Raw genomic sequence first — 22486 nt, 5'->3', positions numbered from 1 at the left:
GCGGGGGACCCGCCGGTGGGGGTCCGGTCCGTCCCGGACCGGACCCGGCCGCGGACGGGACCCCCGCACCCGCACGCCCCGCCCCCGGCCCGGTCGCGCGAGCCTCCGCCCGTCTCGAACAGGCAGCAAAAAACGGACACAAGAGTCACCGAAGAGTGTCAATCGGAGCACACCGGTGATGTCGTGCGGAAAACGTCCGGGACCGGGGTGAAGTGGGCGAACGACTCCTAGTGGACCCCTGTCTTCGGCGCTCGCCAAGATGTGCCAGAGTTGCCACGTCCGCCCCGTGAGCACGTACCGTACGGCAACACGGGTCGGACCAGGTGGGGCAGCGGGAAGGGGCAGCCGGTTTTGAGCACGCACGCACCGCAGGCGGCGCGGGCCGTCACACTGCCCACGACCCTGGACGAGGCCGTGGCGGCGCTCGCGGCCGTGCCCGCCGCCGTGCCCGTCGCGGGCGGCACCGACCTGATGGCCGCCGTCAACTCCGGGCAGCTCAGGCCCGCCGCGCTGGTCGGCCTCGGCCGGATCAGCGAGATCCGCGGCTGGCAGTACCTGGACGGCCACGCGCTGCTCGGCGCCGGCCTCACCCACGCGCGCATGGGCCGCCCCGACTTCGCCGCCCTCATCCCGGCGCTCGCCGCCTCCGCGCGGGCCGCCGGACCGCCGCACATCCGCAACGCCGGCACCCTGGGCGGCAACATCGCCTCCGCCGCCCCCACCGGGGACGCGCTGCCCGTGCTGGCCGCGCTGGAGGCGACGCTGATCATCGCGGGCCCGGGCGGCGCCCGCCGCGAGATCCCGGTGTCGCACCTGCTGGCCGGGGTGGACATGCTGCGCGCCGGTGAACTCATCGGCTACGTGCGCGTGCCGCTGCTGCACGCCCCCCAGGTCTTCCTGAAGGCGACCGGCCGCACCGGTCCCGGCCGCGCGGCCGCCTCCGTCGCCCTCGTGCTCGATCCCGCCCGCCGCGGGGTCCGCTGCGCGGTGGGCGCCATAGCGCCGATGCCGCTCAGGCCCCTGGAGGCCGAGCAGTGGGTCGCGCAGCTCATCGACTGGGACAACAACCGGGCGATCGTGCCGGAGGCGCTGCACGCGTTCGGGGAGTACGTCGCCGCGGCCTGCATCCCCGACGCCGCCCCCGGAGAGGACGGCGCCGTCCCACCGCTTCCGCCCGCGGTACTGCACCTGCGGCGCACCGTCGCCGCGCTGGCCCGACGAGCACTGGGGAGGGCGCTGTCGTGACCGACGACCAGCACGGAGAGGGCACGCCCCGGGGCGGCGGCCGCTGGGACCCGCTGCCCCAGGGCGACTACGACGACGGCGCCACCGCCTTCGTCGAGCTTCCCGAGGGGGGCGTCGACGCCCTGCTGGACTCCCTGGAGAGTCCGCTCGCCGCGCCCGGCCACGGTTACGTGCCGCCGCAGATCACGGTGGCCCCCGCGACCGGCGCGGGCACCGACCCCGCGGCCATGGGCACCTGGCCGGCGCCGGGCGCGCCCGGCGCCGGGGCCCAGTGGCACGACCCGCAGGCCGGGCCCCCGCGGCAGGAGCCCGGGGCGGACGCGGCCCCGCAACACGCGGGACAGGACGACCGGTTCACTTACCCCCCCGGCCCTTCCGGCCCCTCAGGTTCCCCCGGGGCCCCCGGGACCGCCGGCCAGTGGGGCTTCGAGGGGACGCCCGCCGCGCAGGGGCACCCCGCGCCGAACCACCCCGCGCCGAACCACCCCGCACCGGGCCAGGACGTCACCGGCCAGTGGTCGATCCCCGTCGCCGGCGGCGACCTCCCGGACGAGTCGGGCGAGTTCACCACGTCCGCCCTGGCCGAGCAGTGGGGCGGCACCCCTCCGGCCACCCTCCCGGGCGGTGCCTCCGCCCCCTGGGCCGACCAGGCCATCGGGCAGCCGTGGGGACCCGGCGTGCCCGGGGTCCCGCAGGAGCCGCAGGGCGGTGAACCCGGGCCGGCCCGGCAGGACACCGCCGGGCAGGCGGACGCGGGTCCCGGGAGCGAGGGCCGGGAAGCCGGCCCCGAGCGGCACCGGGCCCCGCGGGAACGGCAGGAGGGCGGACCGCGGCCCCACGACGACCCCGGCCGGGACGCGTTCGCGTCCGAGCGGCCGGCCGGCGAGCACGCGCCCGGGCAGCCCGAAGCGGGTCACGCGCCCGGGCAGCCCGCGCACGCCGGGCCCCGGTCGTCCGGCGCGCCCCAGCCGTTCGCCACCGAGGGGTACGCGGAACCCGCGGCGGAGCCGCAGTGGCGGCCCGGCGCGGAGGCGTACCCCGGCGCCCAGGACGACCCACGGCCCGCTTCCGGGCCCGAGGGCACTCCCGAGGCCGCCGAGGCCACTCAGGCCGCGCACGAGGCCCAGGAGGCCGCGCACGAGGCCCAGGAGGCCGCGCACGGGGCCCCGGAGGCCGCGGACGGGGCCGCCCAGGAGCGGACGGAGCCCTCCGCCGCCGCCCGGCCCGGCCCGGAGGCGGGCGGAGCACCGGAACCCGCCGCCGCGGACGCACCGGCGGCCGACGCCGCCGCCCCGGGCGCCGCGACCGCGCAGGCCGCCCCCGACCCCGCCGGCTCCCCGGACGCCGTGAACACCCCGGACGCCTCGGGTCCTCCGGGGGCTCCGAGCGCCCCGGGCGATCCCGCCCCGCCGGCGGCCCCCGCGCCGGACGGCTCGGCGCCGCCGCACGACCCGCCGCCCGACGCCCCGCACGAGGACCACCCCCTGGCCTCCTACGTGCTCCGCGTCAACGGCTCCGACCGGCCGGTCACGGACGCCTGGATCGGCGAGTCGCTGCTCTACGTGCTGCGCGAGCGGCTCGGCCTCGCCGGCGCCAAGGACGGCTGCTCGCAGGGCGAGTGCGGGGCCTGCAACGTGCAGGTGGACGGGCGGCTCGTCGCCTCCTGCCTGGTCCCGGCCGTCACCGCGGCCGGCAGCGAGGTCCGTACCGTCGAGGGGCTGGCCCAGGACGGCCGGCCGTCCGACGTGCAGCGGGCGCTCGCGCGGTGCGGCGCGGTGCAGTGCGGCTTCTGCATTCCGGGCATGGCGATGACCGTGCACGACCTGCTGGAGGGCAACCCGGCGCCCACCGAGCTGGAGACCCGCCAGGCCCTGTGCGGCAACCTGTGCCGGTGCTCCGGCTACCGGGGCGTCGTGGACGCCGTCAAGGAGGTCGTCGCCGAACGCGAGGCGCACGCCGCGGTCCCCGAGGCCGATCCGGACGCGGACACCGACCCGGACGTGCCCCGCATCCCGCACCAGGCGGGCCCCGGCGCCGGCGGCGTCAACCCCTCGGTGTTCGGGTCCACCGGACCGCACGACCAGTCCCACGGCCAGGACGGAGGCCAGGCGTGAGCAACGAAGCAGGCACCGCGCAGGCCGCACGGGCCGCCGAGGCCACCACCGAGCCGGAACCGGTTCCGCACGGGCTCGGCACCTCCCTCCCGGCCGCCGACACCCGCGCCAAGACCGAGGGCACCTTCCCGTACGCCGCCGACCTGTGGGCCGAGGGCCTGCTGTGGGCGGCCGTGCTGCGCTCCCCGCACCCGCACGCGCGCATCGTGTCCATCGACACCACCCACGCGCGCGAGATGCCCGGCGTCCGCGCGGTCGTCACCCACGAGGACGTCCCCGGCGCCCCGCTGCACGGCCGTGGCAAGGCCGACCGCCCGGTCTTCGCCGCCGAGGTCGTGCGCCACCACGGCGAGCCCATCGCCGCCGTCGCCGCCGACCACCCGGACACCGCGCGGCTGGCCGCCGCGGCCGTCATCGTCGAGTACGAGGTGCTCGACCCGGTGACCGACCCGGAGCAGGCGTTCGAGGCCGAACCGCTGCACCCCGACGGCAACCTGATCCGGCACATCCCGCTGCGCCACGGCGACCCCGGGGCGGCCGGCGACGTCGTCGTCGAGGGCCTGTACCGCATCGGCCGCCAGGACCCCGCCCCCATCGGCGCCGAGGCCGGTCTCGCCGTGCCCCGCCCGGACGGCGGCGTCGAGCTGTACCTGGCGTCCACCGACCCGCACGGCGACCGGGACACGGCCGCCGCCGCCTTCGGCCTGGCACCCGAACGGGTGAAGGTCGTCGTCACCGGCGTCCCCGGCGCCACCGCCGACCGCGAGGACCGCAGCTTCCAGCTCCCGCTCGGCCTGCTGGCCCTGCGGACCGGCTGCCCGGTGAAGCTCGCCGCCACGCGCGAGGAGTCCTTCCTCGGCCACACCCACCGCCACCCCACCCTGCTGCGCTACCGCCACCACGCCGACGCCGAGGGCCGGCTGGTCAAGGTCGAGGCGCAGATCCTGCTCGACGCGGGCGCCTACGCCGACACCTCCTCCGACGCCCTGGCCGCCGCCGTCGCCTTCGCCTGCGGCCCGTACGTCGTCCCGAACGCCTTCATCGAGGGCTGGGCCGTGCGCACCAACAACCCGCCCTCCGGCCACGTGCGGGGCGAGGGCGCCATGCAGGTGTGCGCCGCCTACGAGGCGCAGATGGACAAGCTGGCCAAGAAGCTCGGCATCGACCCGGCGGACGTGCGGATGCGCAACGTCATGGCCACCGGCGACGTCCTGCCCACCGGCCAGACCGTGACCTGCCCGGCCCCGGTCGCCGAACTCCTCCAGGCGGTGCGGGACTTCCCGCTGCCGCCGCTGCCCAAGGACACCCCCGAGGACGAGTGGCTGCTGCCCGGCGGCCCCGAGGGCGCGGGTGAACCGGGCGCGGTGCGCCGGGGCGTGGGCTACGGCGTCGGCATGGTGCACGTGCTCGGCGCGGAGGGCGCCGACGAGGTGTCCACGGCCACCGTGAAGGTCCAGGACGGCGTGGCCACGGTGCTGTGCGCGGCCGTGGAGACCGGCCAGGGGTTCGCCACGCTGGCCCGGCAGATCGTCCAGGAGACCCTCGGCGTCGACGAGGTGCACGTGGCTCCCGTGGACACCGACCAGCCGCCGTCGGGCGCGGGCTGCCGCGGCCGGCACACCTGGGTGTCCGGCGGCGCGGTGGAACGCGCGGCCAAGATGGTCCGCACCCAGCTCCTGCAGCCCCTTGCCCACAAGTTCGGCATGTCCACCGAGCTGCTGCAGATCACCGACGGCAAGATCACCTCCTACGACGGGGTGCTGTCCACGACCGTCACCGAGGAGCTGGCGGGCAAGGAGCTGTGGGCCACGGCCCAGTGCCGCCCGCACCCGACCGAGCCCCTGGACGGGTCCGGCCAGGGCGACGCGTTCGTCGGCCTGGCCTTCTGCGCGATCCGCGCGGTGGTCGACGTCGACATCGAGATCGGCTCGGTACGGGTCGTCGAACTGGCGGTCGCCCAGGACGTGGGCCGGGTGCTGAACCCGGCCCAGCTGGCCGCCCGGATCGAGGCGGGCGTGACCCAGGGCGTGGGCATCGCGCTCACCGAGAACCTGCGCACCCCGCGCGGCCTGGTCCGCCACCCCGACCTCACCGGCTACGCCCTCCCGACCGCCCTGGACGCCCCGGACATCCGGATCGTGCGCCTGGTCGAGGAGCGGGACGTGGTCGCCCCCTTCGGCGCGAAGGCGGTCAGCGCGGTGCCGGTGGTGACCTCCCCGGCGGCCATCGCCTCCGCCGTCCGGGCCGCCACGGGCCGCCCGGTGAACCGGCTGCCGATCCGCCCGCAGGCCGCGGTGGTGACCGGCGGCTGACGTCCGGAGGGCGCGTCCCGGGGACGCGTTCCGGGGACGAGTTCCGGCGGAGAGGCAACGTACGGGGGCCTTTCGGGCGTCTGTGAGAACGGGGCGCCGTGCGGGCCCCTTGGTCCGGGGGCGTTGTCAGTGCCGGCGCGTAGGGTGCCGAGTGGTGGGGGACGGCCGCCGGGTCCGGACGGACGGGGTCCGTCCGCCCGGGTGGGACGTTCAGGGACCCGGGACCGAGCAGACGTATCGCGGGGGAACCATGAGCACGACCGACACCGTCGCCACGGCGGCGATCACACGCACCGGGGCGTACCTCGGCCCGTACGCCACGCACGCCTTCACGCACCGCCGGCCGGCCGGCCCCGGACTGCCCGGGGACGGCGGCCCGTTCGCCTTCGCGCGGCTGTGCGGCGAGGGCCTGCGGATCGCGACGGACCCGACCGGCGGCCCCGGCGGCCGGTTCCCCCGGCTGGTCATCGGCGGGCTGCCGGGCCCGGCCGGCCCGGAGCCGGAGCTGCTCGACGGGGCGACCGGCGAGGTCTCGGCCCCGTACTTCTTCCACGACCGTCCGGACCTGATGGACCGCCGGCCGCTCGCCCCGTCCCTGCCGACCCTGGTGCGGTTCGCCGCGGCGACGGACGAACTGGCGGGACTGCGCGGCCAGTTCGCCGCCCGCGCGGGCCGCTGCGGCACCCGGGCGGTCGCGGACGCGACGCGGCGGCTGCTGGCGATGCTCGAGGAGGGCGCGGACGGCGAGCCGGCGCCGCTCCGGCGGATGGCGGCGCTGATCCGGCCCCTGTCCCTGGCGGCGGGCCCGGGCACGGCCTCGGGGCTGGCCCTCGACCTCCCGGTGCGCCTGCTGGACCGGGAGTTCGGCCGAGGCGGTGTGGTCCGCTTCGAGGAGGTCGACTTCCCCGCCACGCTCACGCACGAGCCGACCCGCCGCTTCCTGCGCGGGACGGGCCTGCCGGAGGACGCCTTCCTCTTCCGGCTGGACACCGACCCGCCGCTGCGGACCCTCACGGAGTACCACGCCGACGGCGAGGGCGCCTTCCCGTCCGACCGCCTCCCCGCCCACGCCGACCGCCTCGTACGCCTCGGGCACCTGACCGAGGGCGACGGCCTGCTCGTCGACGGAGCCACGGGCGCGGTGCTGCACTGGAGCGAGCCGGACGCCGCCCTCCGCCCGCTGAACACGGACGTCTCCACCCTCGCCTTCACCCTCTGGCTGCTCCACCGCGAGCACGACCTCGACGAGGCGTCGGGCCACGCGCTGACCGGCGAGGCGTACGACCGGCTGGTGATGACGATGATCCAGGCCCTGTCGTCGATCGACCCGGCGGGCACGACGGCCGTCCCGCGCGGGCACTGCCGGGCATAGCTCTTCCGGGACGGAGCGGGCGGGGTGCTCCGAACCGGCCCTTCGGCCCGGCCCCCGCCTCGGGTGTCTACTCGTCGTCCTTGTACGGCGGGATGCGCTGCCCCCGGCTCTCGCAGATGGTCAGGACATCGGTCAGGCACTCGGCCAGGCGCTGGGTGACGAAGTGGTACTCGTCGGCCGTGGCGGGCGTCTCGGAGCCGAGGAGGGCCCTGGACAGATCCAGCACCACGGTGGCCGTCTCGATCTGCTGCTCCTCGATCCGGTCGGCGAGGAGGGACAGGGGAGTGGCGGTGCCGTCGGTCGACAGGAGGGCCGGCTTGCCGTCGTTGCTCCACGGCAGCAGACGCAGGTGGGTGGGGGAGAGGGTCATGCCGACGCTCCGTGGAAGTAGACGCCGAAGGCAGCGGGGGTGAGGGCGATGCGCGTGTCCCGCTGCCACAGGCGCTCCTGCTCCCGCTCGTGGGCGACGAGGTAGGGCCGTACGAGCGGCAGGCCGTCGGCCTCGACGAACGCGGCGGGGCAGGGAGGGCGGTGGGCGGGACGTCCCGCACTCACCGCGTGGTGCGTGATGATCAGCCGCCGTGCCGGTGGGTACGCCGTGTGTCCGGTGGGGCGTCGGCGCCTGCCGGTGGACGGCAAGAGCCAGGAGAGAAGCGCGGCCAGTAGGCTCCGCATGTCGGCACTCCTTCGCAGTGCGGGCCATGCCCCCGGACAGTTCGCCCTGTCGCGGGGGTTTCTGCTGTTACGTCCTGCGTTGCTGAGCATACGCGTATACGAGTATTCGCGGTCGCGTGATTGTGCAGATTCGCGGATTCTCGGCTGCATGGATCTTGACCGTTCAGTGCCCGTCTGGCCCCAGGTGGCAGAGGAACTGCGGCGGCGCCTCGATGCCGGGCAGTACCCCGCAGGCGGGCGTTTCCCTGCCGTGAACGAGCTGGCGGCCGAGCTGGACGTGGCCCCCTCGACGGTGCAGAAAGCCGTGGCCGCTCTCCGGGCGGAGGGACGGCTCTACACCGTGCTGGGCCAAGGCTCGTTCGTGAAGGGCGACGAGTGACGAGGGGTGGTGGGGGGCAGGGAGCGCGTCCCACACCGCCCCGACCAAGACGGTGGAGTGGTGCTGGGCGCCACGGGACGACCGGGCCGCGGTGATCCCGCTCGCCTGGTCGAGGCGGTGGAGGCCGTGACGGGATTCGAACCCGTGTAACTCGCTTTGCAGGTTTGTCCTGGCTGGTCAGGGCGTCATGTGGACGCGTTCACGACCGTTCAATCCCGTACGGGCGCTCCGTTCGAGGGGGCACGGTGAACGGCCTCGGATGACCGTGAACGAGACGGAAACTGAGACGGACACGGCTCACTGGAGTCAAGCGCTTGCCTGGCCGGCACCTGCTGACGAGTAGGCGGAGCACGAGTGGACAGGCCTACAGCACCCAGTAATCGCGACGCGAGCATGTGACTCCACTCCGAGCAGCACGCTGCGAACTTTTGTTCGCATGCGAGCGTATGGTGACGGAAACTATTCCCTTGTTGGACACTGTGTGATACAAAAATCCCCTTACGTCGCTGGGGGGTGGTGTGAGTCATGGCTGGTAACGCTTCGACGCTCCGTTTCAACTGTTTCCTTTTGCGGGAGGGGCTCGATTCATACGAGGAGGCTTTTCGGCCGCAATACCGGCCGGGAAAGTCGAACGGTATGAGGAAGCTTGCTGACGCACCTTTGGCCCCGAAAGGGTGCGCGGCTTACCTGAGAGATATGTCGGAGAAGCAGCCAGCGTGGGCCAAGCTTCTCGCTCCTGTTTTCCAGGAACTTGAGGCGGTTCTAAACTATTCGAATCGGTTGGTCATTTTTCTCCCGGTTGCCGACCGGGTGTTTGCTGTCTGCTTCGGTTATGGAAGTAGCACACTAGAATGGTCATGGGTCGAAGCGAATTTTGGTTTGAAGTTCGCGGCTCGCCGGTTCGACAGTCAGGCGATGAATGCGGTTGGTAGCCGCAGAATCGATGCTTCCTCCCGTTCGCAATGGGTGCAGATACCGGCTAACACGCGAATCAGTGACTTCGAGATTGAGCTGGACGGCGAGTTCACGAAAAAACTTGTTGGCAAGCTTGATGCGGGCTTGGACTTCCCTGACCTAGGAGCCGTAGTAGCGACAGATTCAGTCTCGTTCAAAGTTGACACGGACTTGAATAAGGTTCGCGAAATTTTGGGTAAAATGCTGGAAACTGCGGAAAGTGGTACGGCTCATAAGGATCTGGCCTTCATCGACTCCCTTGAACCACTGCGAGTCAAGAGTGAGATCGTAAAGGACCTGGAGAAGCTTTTAGTGGATGAGCTTTTCGGCGAGCGTGCCCGGAAGCCGCGAGGTCAACCACTGGCGCAGCTCGCCGTTAGTGCGCTGAACGTTCACGTACTCTCGTTCGCTCCACCGGACGATGTTTCCGTGGAGAACGTGCACGACTTCCTCATCTACAGGGGCGACCTGGAAGAAACATTCGAGGTGATGAGCCTCGACGCGCTACGGACTGCTCTGTTCTCATTCCCTGGTAAGTTTGGTGTCTCTTGCTTGAGTGACATCAAAATATTGGCTCGTGACGCGAATGGTGATTCGGCGAGTCCCGCTAAGCCGCTGAAATATTGGCTTGTGTTCGAGGCGGGCGATCAACACAGGCGCTACCTTCTGACGCTAGGCAAATGGTATGCGCTTGCGGAGAAGTACACGGAAAAGCTCGATCAGGACCTGTCTCTCCTTGAGGATGTCACAGATGCTCTACAGCTGATATCTTGGGACGACTGGGGTGCGCAAAATAATTGGGAGAAGCACTACAACCGCAATGCGGTAAAAGGTCGTACAGATCTAATCTGCCTCGACAGGGAGAAGCTGTACAGCGAAGACGGTGACGAGATCGAGGCGTGCGACTTGCTACATGTGGACGGGTATTTTGTGCATGTCAAGCCGTACTCGGGGAGTCAGACGCTAAGTCATCTTTTCTCTCAGGGGTTCGTGTCGGCGCAAACTATAATCGTTGATGCGAAATACCGAAGTGATTTCATCGAGGCCGTAAGATCAATCAATCCTGATCTTGTTGAGGCTGCATCTCAAGTGCCGCCCAAGTTCGTCACATATGCCGTTGCCTTTGACGGTAGTCAGCGCATACCGGAAGATTTGCCAACCTTCAGTAAAGTGAACCTGCGTAGCTTCAGTAAGCGCGTAAAGATGCTCGGTTCGGTGCCGACTCTTGCCCGTATACAAATGACATTCAAGCGAGAGAAGAAGAAATAGGCCCCGCCCGGCGACCTGGATGACTTCTCTTTGGGTATGCCCCTGATCAATGGTTGCTGTCGTTGAGCGTCCGGTTACGCCTCCGGTCCGCGTGTGGCGCGGCCATGCGACCCTTGGCAGCGAGCAATGGAGCGATGCGAGAGGAGCAGAGGTGCCGGAGGCCAGTCCGCGCGGAACCTACCTGATCATTGCGGAGACGCTGCGAAGCGAGATTCAGGCGAAGCAGGGTGGCGACACCTTGCCGTCAGAGGCCGACCTGATGGACTCGCACGGCGTCTCCCGGAACACGATCCGCCGCGCGCTCAAGGTTCTCGAAGCTGACGGGGTTGTCGAGTCCGCCCCCGGGATCGGGTGGCGCGTGATCCGGGGAGGTGACCGGCGGTCGCTTGCGGAGCGCATGACGGACGTGATCCAAGAGGACTCACTCTCAGTAGGGGACACGTACCCGTCTGAAGCGAAGCTGTGCGAGCGATTCGGAGCGTCCCGGACCGCTGTGCGCCGTGTTCTTGCCCAGATGGAGGGAAACGGCCTGCTCGCCACCGTGCACGGCAAGGGACGGACCGTGCGTGCCCTCCCGGCTTCCACCGCCCGCCCGTAGTCTTGGCCGTCATGGGACTGACTGAGTGGGCGTACACGCTCTCTGAATCGCTGCTTTCCGATCCGCTGCCGCGCCGGTGGGCGCACTCACTCGGAGTCGCCAAGCGCGCTCGCTCCCTGAGCCCAATTCTGGGGGACAACGCGGAGCTGTTGGAAGCGGCGGCCGTGCTGCATGACATCGGCTATTCGCCGGCCATCGCTGCTACGGGTTTTCACCCGTTGGACGGCGCGCGCTTCCTCCGAGACCAGGAAGGAGCAGACGAGCGGGTTGTGCGTCTCGTCGCACACCACTCTTGCGCTCTCCTGGAAGCCGAGGAACGTGGACTGCGACAGGAGCTAGAGGGCGAGTTCGAGCTAGAGCGTTCGGACCTGGCGGACGCACTCCTCTACTGCGACATGACGACGACGCCGGATGGGACGCAAACGACGCCGGTGGAACGGCTGGACGAGATCGTGCAGCGGTACGGCCCGGACACGATCGTGGGGCGGTTCATCCAGCGTGCAGCTCCGGACATCCATGCAGCGGCCGGACGCGTTGAGAAGCGGTTGGCGCAAGCTTCTGCCCGCCGTCAGCCGATGTAGGGCTCTTTCCGCGTCGTGTCCAGGCCGTGCCGGATGCGGAGCATCATCGACGGATGGATGTCCAGTCTGTCTAGGTCCGCTGGTTCAACCCAGCGGACCTCTTTCGATTCGCTGCTCGTGCGCAGGGACCCGCCCACGGGGTGGGCCCGAAAGCAGATGGAGAACTGTTGCCGGACCTCTCCGTCGTCGTACGCAAGCACGTGCTCCGGATCGGTGTAGAGCCCGACGATGTTGTCGACCTCCACCTGAATCCCCGTTTCCTCCAAGACTTCTCGAACGACCGTGTCGCCAATGCGCTCGCCAATGTCGTGGCCGCCTCCGGGTAGTGCCCACAGGTCGTTGTCGGTCTTGTGGATGAGCAGTAGTCGTCCAAAGTCGTCTCGCACCACGGCCGTGACCGAGGGGACAACAGAGTTGGCCTTCGGTGCGTTTGGGTCGCGGAAGTAGTCGATACGGCTCATTAGTGTGTGCCTTCCCAGTCGGCGGGCGAGGAGATCGGCCGGGCGGACTCCCAGACACGTTCCACGCTCTCAGCGTAGGCGTCGAACAGCTCGCCACCGGGCACGCGCTGGAGGTGCAGTACAGGGGCCATGTAGGCACCGACGCCGTAGATATGACCGTTCGCCAGCATTTCGTCATCGGCTCGATAGATCGAGTTGTAAAGGGTGGTGTTGTGCAGGCGGAACTCAACACCGGGTAGGCCGAAGAGCGGTCCGTAGTTGATGAGAGCATTCCGGATCTTGGCTGCCATCGCCGCGCCGATGCCCTCGTCGTCCCCGCGCATGGCCACCGCTTGGGAGGTGGGTTCTCCCAGTAGGAAACGGATGGGCACTCCCTCGGCTGACTTCTCCTTCACGATGCGGTGGAACGTCGCATCTTCGGTCAGCCAGAAGCCGGAGTACACCAGCACATCGAACTGACACCGCGCCTTGGAATAGAGGTCCGTCCAAAGGCTCTGCATCACCACGGAGCGGTGCGGGTAGAGCCTGACCAACTCCGCGTTGCCGGAGGCTGTGACCTCTGCAGAGGTGCGTTCGTCGGGCCAGAGATACGACACTTCGCACTTCAGGAGTGAAGCCGTCGCGTACTGGAAGCGCCGGTATGGCTTTCGCTCCGGATCGTTGATCCATCGCTCAACCGTCTTCGGGGCGACCCCGAGTCTCGCGGCTACCTCATCGAGTGTGAACCCTAAGTCCACGATTGCGCCGCGCAGCCGCTCGTTCGCCACGTTGTCAACCTCCGCCCGTCCGGGACGACTTGGTACGACTTCACGCTAGCCAAGAAGAACCCAAGTCGTACAGGTGCGGAGTCGAGCGTCGCCGTCGCCGGCGCCAGTCTGTAGATGGATCGAGCGAGGGGGCTCACGGGACCCGAACAGCCGAAGGGCTTGACGGAGCGAACCTCCCTCTGCAAGATGGAGAACAAGTAATACATGTTCCTCTCGTGGGTCTCGGTCGATGCCGCCTGAGGAGTGCTTGCGAAACCTACTTGACCTGCACGAATGGCGCCCGGAGGAAAGCCCGCGGGGGTGAGTACGAAGGAAGCGCAGGTTCCTTGACAACTGCATGGGGATCACGCCGCCTCTCCTCGGCCAAGTAGGCGGCCACACGGGATCTCCGTGTGCTGTACAGCGCGATTCGACACCTCCGCAGCCCTGCTGCGGCCGGTTGCCTCCGCTGCACGTCTCGCACGTGCAGCGCAGAGGGGAGCCGGGACCCCGACTTCAACGGCGCGCGCCCCCGGAGTTGCAGCTCCGGGGGCGCTGTTCGGGCCGTTTCACCTGCTAGGGAGACCACGACCCATGAGCCACATCGTCACTGTTCAGGACGTTGTTACCGCGTTCGCCGACTTCATGGAGCCGACGGATGCGGAGCTGGACGCGATCGAGACCGAGATGCCCGTCATCCTGGCGGACGTCGACCTTCTGGACGCGCACATCACCACGCTGGACCGCACGCCGACCGAGCTGGACGCCCGGCGCATCCGTCGGGCCCGCCGCCGCGCGCTCGCCGCCCGGGTCGCACTGGTCAACCGCACGGCCGGCGCGAGCCTGCCCGGGGGTGCCGCGTGAGCGCCCCCGACCGCACCCTGACCGCTGCGCACGCCGAGGTGAGGGCGGAGATCGCCCGCACGGACAGCAAGACGGCGCTGCTGCTGGCGTTCGTCGGCGCGGTCCTGGCCGGCGCCTGGACGCTCGCCCGCGACCTGCCGCTGAACCGGCCCGCCGTCGTCACGGGCGGGGTCGGTCTGGTGCTGCTGGTTGGCGCGGCCGGGCTGCTGCTGCGGTCGGTCCGCCCGAACCTGGGTGGGCCGCACCCGGGCGGCCGGCACGGCTTCCCGCTGTGGGCCACCCTCCCCGCCGACGAGATCCCCGCCGCCCTCTCCTCCGACCTGGCCGCCGACATCGCCGGCCTGTCCCGGCTCGCGGTCGCCAAGTTCACCCACCTGCGCCGCGCGGTCGACCTGACCATGACCGGCGGCGCCCTGCTCCTCCTCGCCGCCCTGCTCACCGCAGGGGGTGCGCGGTGACGCTGCACGAGATCGTCTACGGCCCCCGCGCCGCCGCGGGCGCCGGCCTGCTGGCCGTCCTGGACCGGGCGCTGGAGGCGAACGTGGTCATGGCCCGGGCGTGCGCGCTGGCCGGCGACCGCGTGAACGAGGCGCTGAGGCACCACGAGATCAACATGCTGCTGGACCTGCGCGAGCGCGAAGGAGGCGCGGCATGAGCGCGAAGACCGTGCTGCCGGCCGTGGCGATGACGGCCGTGTCCATGGTGCTCACCCTGGCCGTGGTGGTGATGTGGCTGGGCACCGCCGTGCCCTGGCCGGTCGCCCTGGTGGTCGGTCTGGGCATCGACGGCGGCTGGCTGGCCACCCTCGCCTACGAGCGCCGGCTGGCCGCGCAGGGCGACCACAATCGGGCGGTGACCGCCGTCGGCTGGTCCTTCGGGCTGCTCGCCACCGGCGTCCTGGCCGCGCACGCGCTGACCGCCGAGGAGTCGGCCGGGGCGTGGCTGGCCGTGGCCTGGCTGCCGCTCGCCGCGAAGGTGCTGTGGCTGGTGCACGGGCTGTGGGAGCGCACCGCCCTCACCCCGGTGGCACTGGACGCGATCCGGGGTATTCAGCAGGAGGCGCGCGACGAGGCGGCCGTGGCCCGCGCCCGCCTGCGGGCGGAAGCGGCCACCGAGGAGACGCGGCTGACGGCCGTCACGGCAGCCGGGGCCCGCGTCGCCCGGGTGCAGGCCAGGACCGCCCAGACCCTGTCCGCGGCGTGGGCGACGCTGGAGACGGCCCGCGGCGGCGAGGACACCGGCAGGGCGCTCACCAGCGTGACGGCCCGCGTCACACCCGGCGTCACGCCCCGCTGGGAGCTTCCCGTCTGGGGGCCCACGGAGCCGGTCGCGTCCCGGTCGCTGGAGGCCGCGCCGGCGCTCACCGATGAGGCGCTGGACGTGCTCGTGGACGAGATCCGCACCAGCGAGACCCCGGCCCTGTCCTACCGGGAGATGGCCGCCCGCTTCCGCGCGGCCGGCCACTCCGCCTCCGAGGTGCGCCTGCGGGCCGCGTGGAAGCGCGTGGCCGCGTGACGGGGCGCTGCCGGTATTCCCGGTGGCGCCCCGCCTCGCTCGGTACCGGCGGGTCCTGCGCCCACCCCGGTGCCGAGGGCTCTGACGTGTGACCGCTACAGGCTGTCCAGGAAGGTCCAGACAGCCTGCCAGCAGCGGTACCAGCGGCGGTGCCGCTTGCTGCAGTACCGCCGCCTGCGCCACCAACTGCGGGGCTGCCGCACCGGCGCATGGCACCACTTGCACGGCCGCACACGGCCCGCGGATCCCCCACCCATGCCGCACACCGTAGCGGCGCACCCCTCGCAACCGACCCGAGGAGCACCCGACCATGAGCAACGCCGACCTGCGCCGCCTGGACCGCGAGATCCGGCAGACCACCAAGAAGCTGGAGGCCGTGCGCCGGGGCGAGTTGTGGCCGCTCAACGGCCGCGAGCGCCGTGCCATGGCCCGCGCCGTCACCGGCGGCGCCTACCGCACTCTGCGGGGCCGCAGCGCCGGCCGCGCGGAGCAGCAGATCGAGTCCACCGGGTCGGCCGCGGAGATGCGGCTGACCGCGGAGCTGTCCGCGCTGCACGGCGAGCGGCAGCGGCTCATCACCGAGGCCGCCCGCGAAAGGGCCGCCAAGAAGTCGTCCGGCTGGTGGTGACCAGCCCACCCCCGCACGCCGGGGTGGCCGCTTCTTTCCACGGACACGGCCACCCCTGCTCTCCCTTACTTCCGCCCCCATAGGGGGCAGTCAGGAGCAGTTCCAGCATGTCTGAGAACGTCGTCCACCTCCACAAGCACACCGACACCCCGGCCGCCGATCCGGCGACCGTGACCACCCTGACCGTCGTCCCCGACGCGCCGCCGGCGCGGTCGGTGCCGCTGTGGGTGCGCTCCGGCCGCGCGGTGAAGACCGCCGTCACGCACGAGACGACCAAGACCATGATCCGCGCGGTGGCGCGGCACGGCCTGTACACGGTCAACGGCGGCCGGATCGTGGCCCGCCGTACCTGGGATGGCCGCACCGGGGCCCGCTATGAGCGGATGATCCGGGCGGCGGAAGCCGCGGGGAACCTGGAAGCGGCCGAGGAGTGGGAGGAGCGGTTGCAGCGCTTCCGGGCCGCCCGCCACCACCGCCGCATGGACCTGCTGCACTCCCCGGTGGAGGCCGCCAAGGGCGTGGCCGTCGGCGCCGGCATGAGCATCGGGGTGCTGGTCTCCCTCGGCATCGTCCTGGCGATCAGCACGGAGAACGTCGGGCACGTCGTCACCCCGCTCACGGCGACCATCGACTTCATCGCCCTGCTGATCCGCATCGTGCAGATCGTGTGGGGCCCGGCGCTCACCATCGGCCCGCTCCTGGCCCTGCTGGCCCTGTGGTCGGTCGGCCGCAACCAGCACGCCGCCCCCGCCTGGGCCCTGCCCGCGAACGTCCGGGGCGGCGAGGGGGAGCCGATCACGCCGTCCATCGTGGTCAAGGCCCTGCGCGACCTCGGCGTCCCGGCCCTGCGCAACGCCATCAAGGAGATGGGCGACGCCGGCGCGTCCATGCTCGGACCGATCACCATCGCCGGGTGCGGTGTCGAGGTCGACGTCACCCTGCCGTCCGGGGTGGCCACCAACGAGGTGCAGAGCAAGCGCCGCAAGCTCGCCGAGAACCTGACCCGGCACGAGCACGAGGTGTTCATCACCATCCCGCAGGCGGCACGCACGGTGCGGCTGTGGATCGCCGACTCCGGGGCGCTGGACGAGCCGATCGGCCCCTCTCCGCTGGTCACCGACGAGACGATCACCGCCGACTACAAGAAGGGCAAGGCCCCGTGGGGCCGGAACCTGCGCGGGGACGCCGCAGAGCTGAGCGTGTATCAGCGGCACCTGCTCATCACCGGCCGCTCCAACCAGGGCAAGACCGCCGCCCTGCGCTCCCTGGCCCTGTGGCTGTCGCTGGACCGCACGGTGCAGTTCTGGATCGCCGACCTCAAGGGCGTGGGCGACTGGAGCATGTACGACGGCATCGCGGACGTCCTCATCGAGGGCCCGTCCGACGAGCACGTCGTCCAGGCCACCGAGATGGTCGAGGACGCGGTGGAGGAGATGAACCGGCGGATCGAGGTGCGCCGCACCGACCCGGCCGCGACGTTCCCGCCGCTCATCGTCCTGGTGGACGAGGCGCAGGTGGCGTTCATGTGCCCGGTCAAGGGCGACGACGGACGCCCCTACGGCGGCGCCAAGGCCACCTCCCGCTACTTCATGGCGGTGCGCAAGATCCACAACCAGGGGCGTGCGGTCGACGTGCTGATGTGGCAGGGCACGCAGGACCCCACCGACCAGAACCTGCCCAAGCTGGTCCGCGAGGGCGCCCACACCCGCGCCTCCCTCGTCCTGGGCACCGAGACCCAGTCCCGGATGGCGCTGGGCGACAAGGCCGTGGACGACGGCGCCGCCCCGCACCTGCTGCGCCAGGGCCTGGACAAGGGCACCCTCGTCGTCGCCTCCGACGGCATCGAGATGCCCGCGGGCCAGTCCTCCATCACGGTCCGCACCCACTTCATCGACGACGAGCCGGCCGCCGAGATCGCGGAGCGGGCCAAGGCCCTGCGCGACGGCGTCACCACCCTGCGCGTGGTCGACCAGGCCGAGGAGCGCGACGCGCTCGCCGACGTCGCCGCCGTCATCGGCGACGCGCCCCGGCTGCGGACCAACGAGGTCCTCAAGCGGCTGCACGCCCTGGCCCCGAAGGTCTACGGCGACCAGTGGACCAACGACCGGCTCAAGAGCCTGCTGGAGGAACACGGCGAGGAGCCGAAGAAGTCGCACGGCGTCATGGTCGTCCACCGCGATCACGTCCTGCGCGCGCTCGCCAACCGCGACACGAACGGTTCCGCTTCCGCCGCCGAGTAGCGGGGAGGCACGCTCCTCCGGCCCGGGGAGGCGGGGAGAACTCCCCAACCCCCTCCCCGGGCCGCCTCACCCACGTTGATCAGCGAAAACACCGTCTCGGGGAGGCGGGGAGCCTACCTGCTCAGACTCCCGAAACCCCCTCCACACGGCACTCCGCAGGGTGTGCCGCTGCCTCCCCCACCGAGCACCGGAAGGGATTCCGCATGTACCCCGACCACACCCACCGGCCGCCCGCACAGCGGGCCGTGGAGGTCCACCGCCCGACCCCGCTCCCGCCCGCCGCGGCTGTGTCGGCGCCGGTCGTGCCGGTCCAGCCGGGCGCCGTCCCGGCAATGGCGAGCATCGTCCTGCCCGACGGCCGCGTCGTCACCGGCTACGCCATCAACCCCACCCAGCCCGAACCGGTCGCGGCCAAGCCGACCGTGTCCCGCACGGCGGTGAACGTCGCCCTCGGAGGCGTCGGCTTCCTCGCGGTGTGCGGCGGACTGCTGCTGCTCACCTCGTTCATCGCCGCGCTCACCGCGTTCATCGGTCAGCTCGTCACCCTGGCCGCCGTGATCTTCGGCGGATGGATCGCCGTGCAGGTCTTCAGCGCGAGCGGCCACCCGGGCGGCACCACCGTGAACATCCGCAAGGCCGTGATCAAGCGCAACAAGTTCTACGGCTAGCTACGCCAAGGGCGGCCCCCGCTTCACGCCAATGAGTCCGGGGCCGCCCTTGTCCACCTGCCAACCAACTGACCTGTGGAGGTCTCCCAGCATGACGCAACCCACCACCATCCGGCGAGTGCGCGCCCCACGGCCGCGCCTGCTGGACCTGTTCTGCTGCGCCGGCGGCGCCGCCGTGGGCTACGCCCGCGCCGGCTTCGCGGTCGACGGCTGCGACATCGCCGACCGACCCAACTACCCCTTCCCCCGCCACCGGGGCGACGCGCTCGCCCACCTCGCCCACCTGATCGAAACGGGGGAGATCCGCCGGTACGCGTTCGTGCACGCCTCCCCGCCCTGCCAGCACGGGTGTGCGCTGACTGTGGGCACGAACGCCTCGCAGGGCTGGGGACGTACGCACGTCGACCTCGTGGCCCCGACCCGGGAGCTGCTGGACGCGTCGGGCCTGCCCTACGTGATCGAGCAGCCCAACGGCCGCGCGCAGATCCGCAAGGACCTCACCCTGTGCGGCGAGATGTTCGGCCTTGGGGTCATCCGGCACCGCAACTTCGAGTTGGGCGGCTGGACCATCGAGCGGCCCGCCCACGTGCCGCATCGGGGTCGCGTGCGTGGCTACCGGCACGGCCGCTTCTACGACGGCCCGTACGTGGCCGCCTACGGCAACGGCGGCGGCAAGCCCAGCGTCCCCGAACTGCAGGCGGCGATGGGCATCGACTGGACCGACGTGCGCGAGGAACTGACCGAGGCCATCCCGCCCGCCTACACCGAGCACATCGGCGCCGCGTTCCTCGCCACGGTCGCGCTGGGGGTGGCGGCATGAGCGAGACGCTGCACCCCCAGCACACCGCGCTGAGCCTCGCCACGTCCGGCCTGCCGGTGCTGCCCCTGCGTCGGGGCAAGGTCCCGTTCGGCAACTGCACGACGTGCGCGGACAACGCGTGCGGCGGCCGGCCGAACATGAAGACCCCGGGCCCGTGCCGCTGCCCCGGCGTCTGCCACGCGTGGGCCGCGGCCACCACCGACCCGGCCGTCATCGCCTCGCCCCGGTGGGCGGCGGCGTGGCGGCGCGCGGTGTGCGTCGGCTACCACCCCGGCGGCGCCGGCCTGACCGTGGTGGACCTGGACGACGCGGACGCCATCGCGTGGGCCCGTACCGCCCTGCCCGCCACCCGGACCGTGGAGACGACGCGCGGGGAGCACTGGATCTACCGGGGCGCCATGCGGTCCGTGAACGCGGTGCGGCCCGGCGTGGACATCAAGTCGACCATGGCCTACGCCCGCTACCTCGGGCCCGGCACCGGCCCGATGGCCGATCTGCCGGATGCCGTGCGCGCCCTTGCGGTGAAGGAGCCCGCCCCGGTCCGGCCGGCGCCGCAGGCCGTCACCGTGCCCGCAGGGCCGGGTGGCGGGGGGTGCCCGCACCGCACGCCCGCCTACCTGGAGCGTGGCATCGCGATGGCGGAGCAGCGGATCACCGAGGCGTCCAGCGCGATCCACGCCACGGTCTACGGGACGTTCCTCGCGGTGCTGTCGAAGCACGGCCGGTGCGGCTGCCTCACCGACGCCCACGTCGCCCGCCTGTTCACCGCCGCGCAGGCCAAGGGCGAGACCGTCCGGCACTGCACGGACGCGTGGACCAACGCCCGCACCCGGTTGGGACTGTGACCATGTCCGACGACGAGAAGACCCCCGCTCGCGAGATCATCACCGACTACGCGCAGGCGCACTTCCGGTACTTCCGCACCGCGGACGGGACCGTGTACGCGCAGCGCAACGGCCACCCCGTGGCCCGCCCGATCCGCTCCCAGGGCACCACGGGCAGCCACCGCCAGGAACTCATGGTCGGACTGTTCCGGGACGGCATCGGCGTGTTCAACGGCACCGCCATGAAGGAGGCGCTGGACCTGATCGAAGCACTGGCGCTGACCGAGGACGTGCAGCCGGTCCACATCCGCGTCGCCCCCGGATTCGACGGCGCGACCTGGCTGGACCTGGGCCGGGCCGACGGGCAGTCCGTGCGCATCCACCCCACCGGCTGGGACATCCGCACCCCCGACCCGCGGGAAGTCTGCTGGCGCCGCACCCAGCTCACCGGGGAACTGCCGCTGCCGGCCCGGGACACCGACGGCAAGGGCATCGACCTGCTGCTGCGGTTGTGCAACTTCGCCACCGCGGAGACCGAGTGCCTGGCCATCGCCTGGCTCATCGGCTGCCTGGGGCCGGACGTGCCCGTCCCGGCGCCGTTCCTCACCGGCCCGCAGGGCGCGGGCAAGTCCACCGGGGGGCGGATGCTGGTGCGGATCATCGAGGGCATGACCGGCGACCTGCGCCGGGCCCCGAAGGACGAGGAGAACCTGATCACGGCGGTGGCGGCCGGCTGGGTCACCGCCCTGGACAACCTCTCCCACATGACCCCGGAACTGTCCGACGCGATGTGCTGCATCGTCACCGGCGCCGAGAACGTCAAGCGCGCCCTGTTCACCGACGGGGACGTCTTCCGCATCGGCTACCGCCGCCCCCTGCTGCTGACCGGCATCGACGTCGGCGTCATCCGGCCCGACCTCGCCGAACGGCTCCTGCCGCTCCGCCTGGAACGCCCCCGGGTGCGGCGCACCGAGGCGGAACTGTGGTCCGACTTCGCCCAGGTGCTGCCCGTCATCCTCGGCTCGCTCCTGGACCTCACCGTGCAGGTCCGGGCGGCGCAGGCGGACATCCCCACCGACCTGCGGATGGCCGACTTCGCGCACCTGTGCGCGCAGCTCGACGCCGCCACCGGCCTGGGCGCGCTGGCCGCCTACCGGGCCAGCCTGGACGACCTCAACGACGACGTCATCGAGGGCGACCTGCTGGCGCAGACCGTGCTCAGGCACGCCGCCGGCATCGAGCCGGGGGCCGAGCAGCGGATGACGTCCGCCGAATGGCTGCACTGCCTCACCGGCCTCTACGCGGGCGAGGAATGCCGCCCCCTGCCCAAGGGGTGGCCGACCACCGGCAAGGTGCTCTCCGACCGGCTCAAGCGCCTGCAGCCCACCCTGGCGGCCCGGGGCGTCCTCATCGACTGGGGGCGCACCAAGACCTCCCGCTATATCGAGATCGCCCGGCCGGCCGCCGCGGCGCCCCCGCCGGAGCAGGAAGCGGCGTTCTGACCGCGCGGCCCCGCGACCGGTCCGGACAAGCAAGAGGAGCACCCGGCTGCGCGTGCTCCTCTTGCTGTTCGGCGGCGGCGCCGCCCTGCGAGGGTCGCGCCGCGCAGCGGCTCCTTCTTTCACGCTCGGAGCCGCGCACCACAACAGACACCACCCCCTCTTTGTCCGAAGGAGAGAGACGCTGCGTCACCTGCGTCACCCGCACCTCGAAAACGGCCGGTGACCTGCCGAAACAGCGGTGACGCAGACGGCCGATTCCTGCGTCACCCCGCGTCACCCGCGTCACCGGTGACGCATCCCCGCCGTGCTGCGTCACCGCGAAACAGCAGGTCAGAGCGGTGAATGACGCAGATGACGCAGGTGACGCAGAAATCCGCACCTCGGACACACGCGAACTCCCGATCCAGACACCACCACGACCACGACGGACAGCCCGAGAGGAGACCGTTCCTTGCGCATCGCCACCGTGGACACCGCACCACTCGCCGAGGCCGGCGACCTGGCCCCCGTTCTCCTGACCGTCGAAGAGGCGGCCCGCTGCCTCCGCATCGGCCGCACAACTTGCTACGCCCTCATCCGCACCGGGGAACTGGAGTCCCTGACCATCGGCGGACTCCGACGCGTCCCCGCCGACGCCCCGGCCGCCTACCTCGCCCGCCGCCGCGCTGAGCAGGGCGCTGTCTGATCACCTCATACCGGGATGCCACCTCACCACGAGG

Annotated in this window: 24 protein-coding genes and 1 tRNA gene; 19 read left to right on the top strand and 6 right to left on the bottom strand. The window is 71.5% G+C overall.

Features of this window, described 5'->3' with window-relative positions; translation table 11 throughout:
- The first annotated feature begins 351 nt into the window (after positions 1 to 351).
- The 4 genes from CP969_RS15855 to CP969_RS15840 all read left to right on the top strand — a co-directional run bounded on the left by CP969_RS15855 (position 352) and on the right by CP969_RS15840 (position 7043).
- Positions 352 to 1245: an FAD binding domain-containing protein gene (locus CP969_RS15855; RefSeq protein WP_004987480.1), complete on the top strand. Its 894-nt coding sequence runs from the start codon at positions 352 to 354 to the stop codon at positions 1243 to 1245.
- Positions 1242 to 3359 (top strand): 2Fe-2S iron-sulfur cluster-binding protein, encoded by a 2118-nt coding sequence (locus CP969_RS15850; protein WP_016826043.1) that lies wholly within the window; start codon positions 1242 to 1244, stop codon positions 3357 to 3359. The genes CP969_RS15855 and CP969_RS15850 overlap by 4 nt, the downstream gene beginning before the upstream one ends.
- The gene (locus tag CP969_RS15845) at positions 3356 to 5671 is read left to right on the top strand and encodes a xanthine dehydrogenase family protein molybdopterin-binding subunit (protein ID WP_004987484.1); all 2316 of its coding nucleotides are present in this window, start codon (positions 3356 to 3358) and stop codon (positions 5669 to 5671) included. The genes CP969_RS15850 and CP969_RS15845 overlap by 4 nt, the downstream gene beginning before the upstream one ends.
- Positions 5672 to 5921: 250 nt before the next feature.
- Entirely contained in the window at positions 5922 to 7043 is a 1122-nt protein-coding gene (locus CP969_RS15840) for an SUKH-4 family immunity protein (protein ID WP_016826044.1), read from the top strand.
- Positions 7044 to 7110: 67 nt separating this feature from the next.
- Here CP969_RS15840 and CP969_RS15835 read toward each other — a convergent pair whose 3' ends face one another.
- Together CP969_RS15835 and CP969_RS15830 are read right to left on the bottom strand one after the other, a co-directional pair.
- Positions 7111 to 7413: a hypothetical protein gene (locus tag CP969_RS15835; RefSeq protein ID WP_016826045.1), complete on the bottom strand. Its 303-nt coding sequence runs from the start codon at positions 7411 to 7413 to the stop codon at positions 7111 to 7113.
- Positions 7410 to 7718: a hypothetical protein gene (locus tag CP969_RS15830; protein WP_004987492.1), complete on the bottom strand. Its 309-nt coding sequence runs from the start codon at positions 7716 to 7718 to the stop codon at positions 7410 to 7412. The genes CP969_RS15835 and CP969_RS15830 overlap by 4 nt, the downstream gene beginning before the upstream one ends.
- A gap of 148 nt (positions 7719 to 7866) precedes the next feature.
- Here CP969_RS15830 and CP969_RS15825 point away from each other — a divergent pair, with 148 nt between their 5' ends.
- Positions 7867 to 8097 carry a GntR family transcriptional regulator gene (locus CP969_RS15825; protein WP_026085137.1) on the top strand — a complete coding sequence of 77 codons (231 nt, stop codon included), beginning with the start codon at positions 7867 to 7869 and terminating at the stop codon, positions 8095 to 8097.
- Between the two features lie 118 nt (positions 8098 to 8215).
- On the opposite strand, the gene CP969_RS15820 is transcribed toward CP969_RS15825, so the two are convergent.
- Positions 8216 to 8304 (bottom strand) — tRNA-Leu (locus tag CP969_RS15820).
- A 318-nt stretch (positions 8305 to 8622) separates the two neighbouring features.
- Here CP969_RS15820 and CP969_RS15815 point away from each other — a divergent pair.
- From CP969_RS15815 to CP969_RS15805, 3 genes are all read left to right on the top strand, one after another.
- Positions 8623 to 10320, top strand: a complete 1698-nt coding sequence (locus tag CP969_RS15815; RefSeq protein WP_078495407.1) for a DUF6119 family protein — start codon at positions 8623 to 8625, stop codon at positions 10318 to 10320.
- Positions 10321 to 10471: 151 nt separating this feature from the next.
- Positions 10472 to 10918: a GntR family transcriptional regulator gene (locus CP969_RS15810; RefSeq protein ID WP_016826048.1), complete on the top strand. Its 447-nt coding sequence runs from the start codon at positions 10472 to 10474 to the stop codon at positions 10916 to 10918.
- A gap of 11 nt (positions 10919 to 10929) precedes the next feature.
- Complete coding sequence (locus CP969_RS15805) at positions 10930 to 11499, top strand: HD domain-containing protein (RefSeq protein WP_016826049.1); 570 nt, start codon at positions 10930 to 10932, stop codon at positions 11497 to 11499.
- On the opposite strand, the gene CP969_RS15800 is transcribed toward CP969_RS15805, so the two are convergent.
- Both CP969_RS15800 and CP969_RS15795 read right to left on the bottom strand, forming a co-directional pair.
- Positions 11487 to 11960, bottom strand: a complete 474-nt coding sequence (locus CP969_RS15800) for an NUDIX domain-containing protein (protein WP_016826050.1) — start codon at positions 11958 to 11960, stop codon at positions 11487 to 11489. The two genes, CP969_RS15805 and CP969_RS15800, sit on opposite strands and share 13 nt — an antisense overlap.
- A complete protein-coding gene (locus CP969_RS15795) occupies positions 11960 to 12727 on the bottom strand; it encodes a helix-turn-helix domain-containing protein (protein ID WP_016826051.1) in 768 nt (255 codons plus the stop codon). The genes CP969_RS15800 and CP969_RS15795 overlap by 1 nt, the downstream gene beginning before the upstream one ends.
- 573 nt (positions 12728 to 13300) lie before the next feature.
- Between CP969_RS15795 and CP969_RS15790 the strand changes: the two genes are divergently transcribed.
- Genes CP969_RS15790 through CP969_RS15775 form a run of 4 tightly spaced genes read left to right on the top strand, consistent with a single transcriptional unit; the run spans position 13301 to position 15085 of the window.
- Positions 13301 to 13570, top strand: coding sequence for a DUF6284 family protein (locus tag CP969_RS15790; protein WP_016826052.1), 270 nt, complete (start codon positions 13301 to 13303; stop codon positions 13568 to 13570).
- Positions 13567 to 14028, top strand: coding sequence for a Pycsar system effector family protein (locus CP969_RS15785; protein ID WP_016826053.1), 462 nt, complete (start codon positions 13567 to 13569; stop codon positions 14026 to 14028). The genes CP969_RS15790 and CP969_RS15785 overlap by 4 nt, the downstream gene beginning before the upstream one ends.
- Positions 14025 to 14225 carry a hypothetical protein gene (locus CP969_RS15780; protein ID WP_016826054.1) on the top strand — a complete coding sequence of 67 codons (201 nt, stop codon included), beginning with the start codon at positions 14025 to 14027 and terminating at the stop codon, positions 14223 to 14225. The genes CP969_RS15785 and CP969_RS15780 overlap by 4 nt, the downstream gene beginning before the upstream one ends.
- The gene (locus CP969_RS15775) at positions 14222 to 15085 is read left to right on the top strand and encodes a hypothetical protein (protein ID WP_016826055.1); all 864 of its coding nucleotides are present in this window, start codon (positions 14222 to 14224) and stop codon (positions 15083 to 15085) included. The genes CP969_RS15780 and CP969_RS15775 overlap by 4 nt, the downstream gene beginning before the upstream one ends.
- Positions 15086 to 15180: 95 nt before the next feature.
- Here CP969_RS15775 and CP969_RS33240 read toward each other — a convergent pair whose 3' ends face one another.
- On the bottom strand, positions 15181 to 15342 hold the full coding sequence (locus CP969_RS33240) for a hypothetical protein (RefSeq protein ID WP_191093697.1): 162 nt from the start codon (positions 15340 to 15342) through the stop codon (positions 15181 to 15183).
- A 53-nt stretch (positions 15343 to 15395) separates the two neighbouring features.
- On the opposite strand from CP969_RS33240, the gene CP969_RS15770 reads away from it, so the two are divergent.
- The 7 genes from CP969_RS15770 (at position 15396) to CP969_RS15740 (ending at position 22452) form a co-directional block, all read left to right on the top strand.
- Entirely contained in the window at positions 15396 to 15713 is a 318-nt protein-coding gene (locus CP969_RS15770; RefSeq protein WP_016826056.1) for a hypothetical protein, read from the top strand.
- 107 nt (positions 15714 to 15820) lie between these two features.
- Positions 15821 to 17953 carry an FtsK/SpoIIIE domain-containing protein gene (locus CP969_RS15765; protein ID WP_016826057.1) on the top strand — a complete coding sequence of 711 codons (2133 nt, stop codon included), beginning with the start codon at positions 15821 to 15823 and terminating at the stop codon, positions 17951 to 17953.
- A 203-nt stretch (positions 17954 to 18156) separates the two neighbouring features.
- A complete protein-coding gene (locus CP969_RS15760; RefSeq protein ID WP_016826058.1) occupies positions 18157 to 18621 on the top strand; it encodes a hypothetical protein in 465 nt (154 codons plus the stop codon).
- A gap of 91 nt (positions 18622 to 18712) precedes the next feature.
- Entirely contained in the window at positions 18713 to 19441 is a 729-nt protein-coding gene (locus CP969_RS15755) for a DNA cytosine methyltransferase (RefSeq protein ID WP_026085138.1), read from the top strand.
- Positions 19438 to 20286: a bifunctional DNA primase/polymerase gene (locus tag CP969_RS15750; protein WP_016826060.1), complete on the top strand. Its 849-nt coding sequence runs from the start codon at positions 19438 to 19440 to the stop codon at positions 20284 to 20286. The genes CP969_RS15755 and CP969_RS15750 overlap by 4 nt, the downstream gene beginning before the upstream one ends.
- Positions 20287 to 20288: 2 nt before the next feature.
- Positions 20289 to 21767, top strand: a complete 1479-nt coding sequence (locus CP969_RS15745) for a hypothetical protein (RefSeq protein WP_026085139.1) — start codon at positions 20289 to 20291, stop codon at positions 21765 to 21767.
- Positions 21768 to 22218: 451 nt separating this feature from the next.
- On the top strand, positions 22219 to 22452 hold the full coding sequence (locus tag CP969_RS15740) for a helix-turn-helix domain-containing protein (RefSeq protein WP_016826062.1): 234 nt from the start codon (positions 22219 to 22221) through the stop codon (positions 22450 to 22452).
- Positions 22453 to 22486 lie beyond the last annotated feature (34 nt).

It is taken from the genome of Streptomyces viridosporus T7A, assembly GCF_008704515.1.
Taxonomy (GTDB): Bacteria; Actinomycetota; Actinomycetes; order Streptomycetales; family Streptomycetaceae; genus Streptomyces; species Streptomyces viridosporus.
The sequence above is the reverse complement of the archived record's forward strand: the minus strand, read 5'-3'. Positions and strand labels throughout refer to the sequence as shown.

Coding starts and splice junctions, on each gene's coding strand:
- CP969_RS15840 (WP_016826044.1), top strand. CDS start 5,922: ATGAGCACGACCGACACCGTCGCCACGGCGGCGATCACACGCACCGGG.
- CP969_RS15835 (WP_016826045.1), bottom strand. CDS start 7,413: ATGACCCTCTCCCCCACCCACCTGCGTCTGCTGCCGTGGAGCAACGAC.
- CP969_RS15830 (WP_004987492.1), bottom strand. CDS start 7,718: ATGCGGAGCCTACTGGCCGCGCTTCTCTCCTGGCTCTTGCCGTCCACC.
- CP969_RS15825 (WP_026085137.1), top strand. CDS start 7,867: ATGGATCTTGACCGTTCAGTGCCCGTCTGGCCCCAGGTGGCAGAGGAA.
- CP969_RS15815 (WP_078495407.1), top strand. CDS start 8,623: ATGGCTGGTAACGCTTCGACGCTCCGTTTCAACTGTTTCCTTTTGCGG.
- CP969_RS15805 (WP_016826049.1), top strand. CDS start 10,930: ATGGGACTGACTGAGTGGGCGTACACGCTCTCTGAATCGCTGCTTTCC.
- CP969_RS15800 (WP_016826050.1), bottom strand. CDS start 11,960: ATGAGCCGTATCGACTACTTCCGCGACCCAAACGCACCGAAGGCCAAC.
- CP969_RS15790 (WP_016826052.1), top strand. CDS start 13,301: ATGAGCCACATCGTCACTGTTCAGGACGTTGTTACCGCGTTCGCCGAC.
- CP969_RS15775 (WP_016826055.1), top strand. CDS start 14,222: ATGAGCGCGAAGACCGTGCTGCCGGCCGTGGCGATGACGGCCGTGTCC.
- CP969_RS33240 (WP_191093697.1), bottom strand. CDS start 15,342: ATGGGTGGGGGATCCGCGGGCCGTGTGCGGCCGTGCAAGTGGTGCCAT.
- CP969_RS15770 (WP_016826056.1), top strand. CDS start 15,396: ATGAGCAACGCCGACCTGCGCCGCCTGGACCGCGAGATCCGGCAGACC.
- CP969_RS15765 (WP_016826057.1), top strand. CDS start 15,821: ATGTCTGAGAACGTCGTCCACCTCCACAAGCACACCGACACCCCGGCC.
- CP969_RS15760 (WP_016826058.1), top strand. CDS start 18,157: ATGTACCCCGACCACACCCACCGGCCGCCCGCACAGCGGGCCGTGGAG.
- CP969_RS15755 (WP_026085138.1), top strand. CDS start 18,713: ATGACGCAACCCACCACCATCCGGCGAGTGCGCGCCCCACGGCCGCGC.
- CP969_RS15750 (WP_016826060.1), top strand. CDS start 19,438: ATGAGCGAGACGCTGCACCCCCAGCACACCGCGCTGAGCCTCGCCACG.
- CP969_RS15745 (WP_026085139.1), top strand. CDS start 20,289: ATGTCCGACGACGAGAAGACCCCCGCTCGCGAGATCATCACCGACTAC.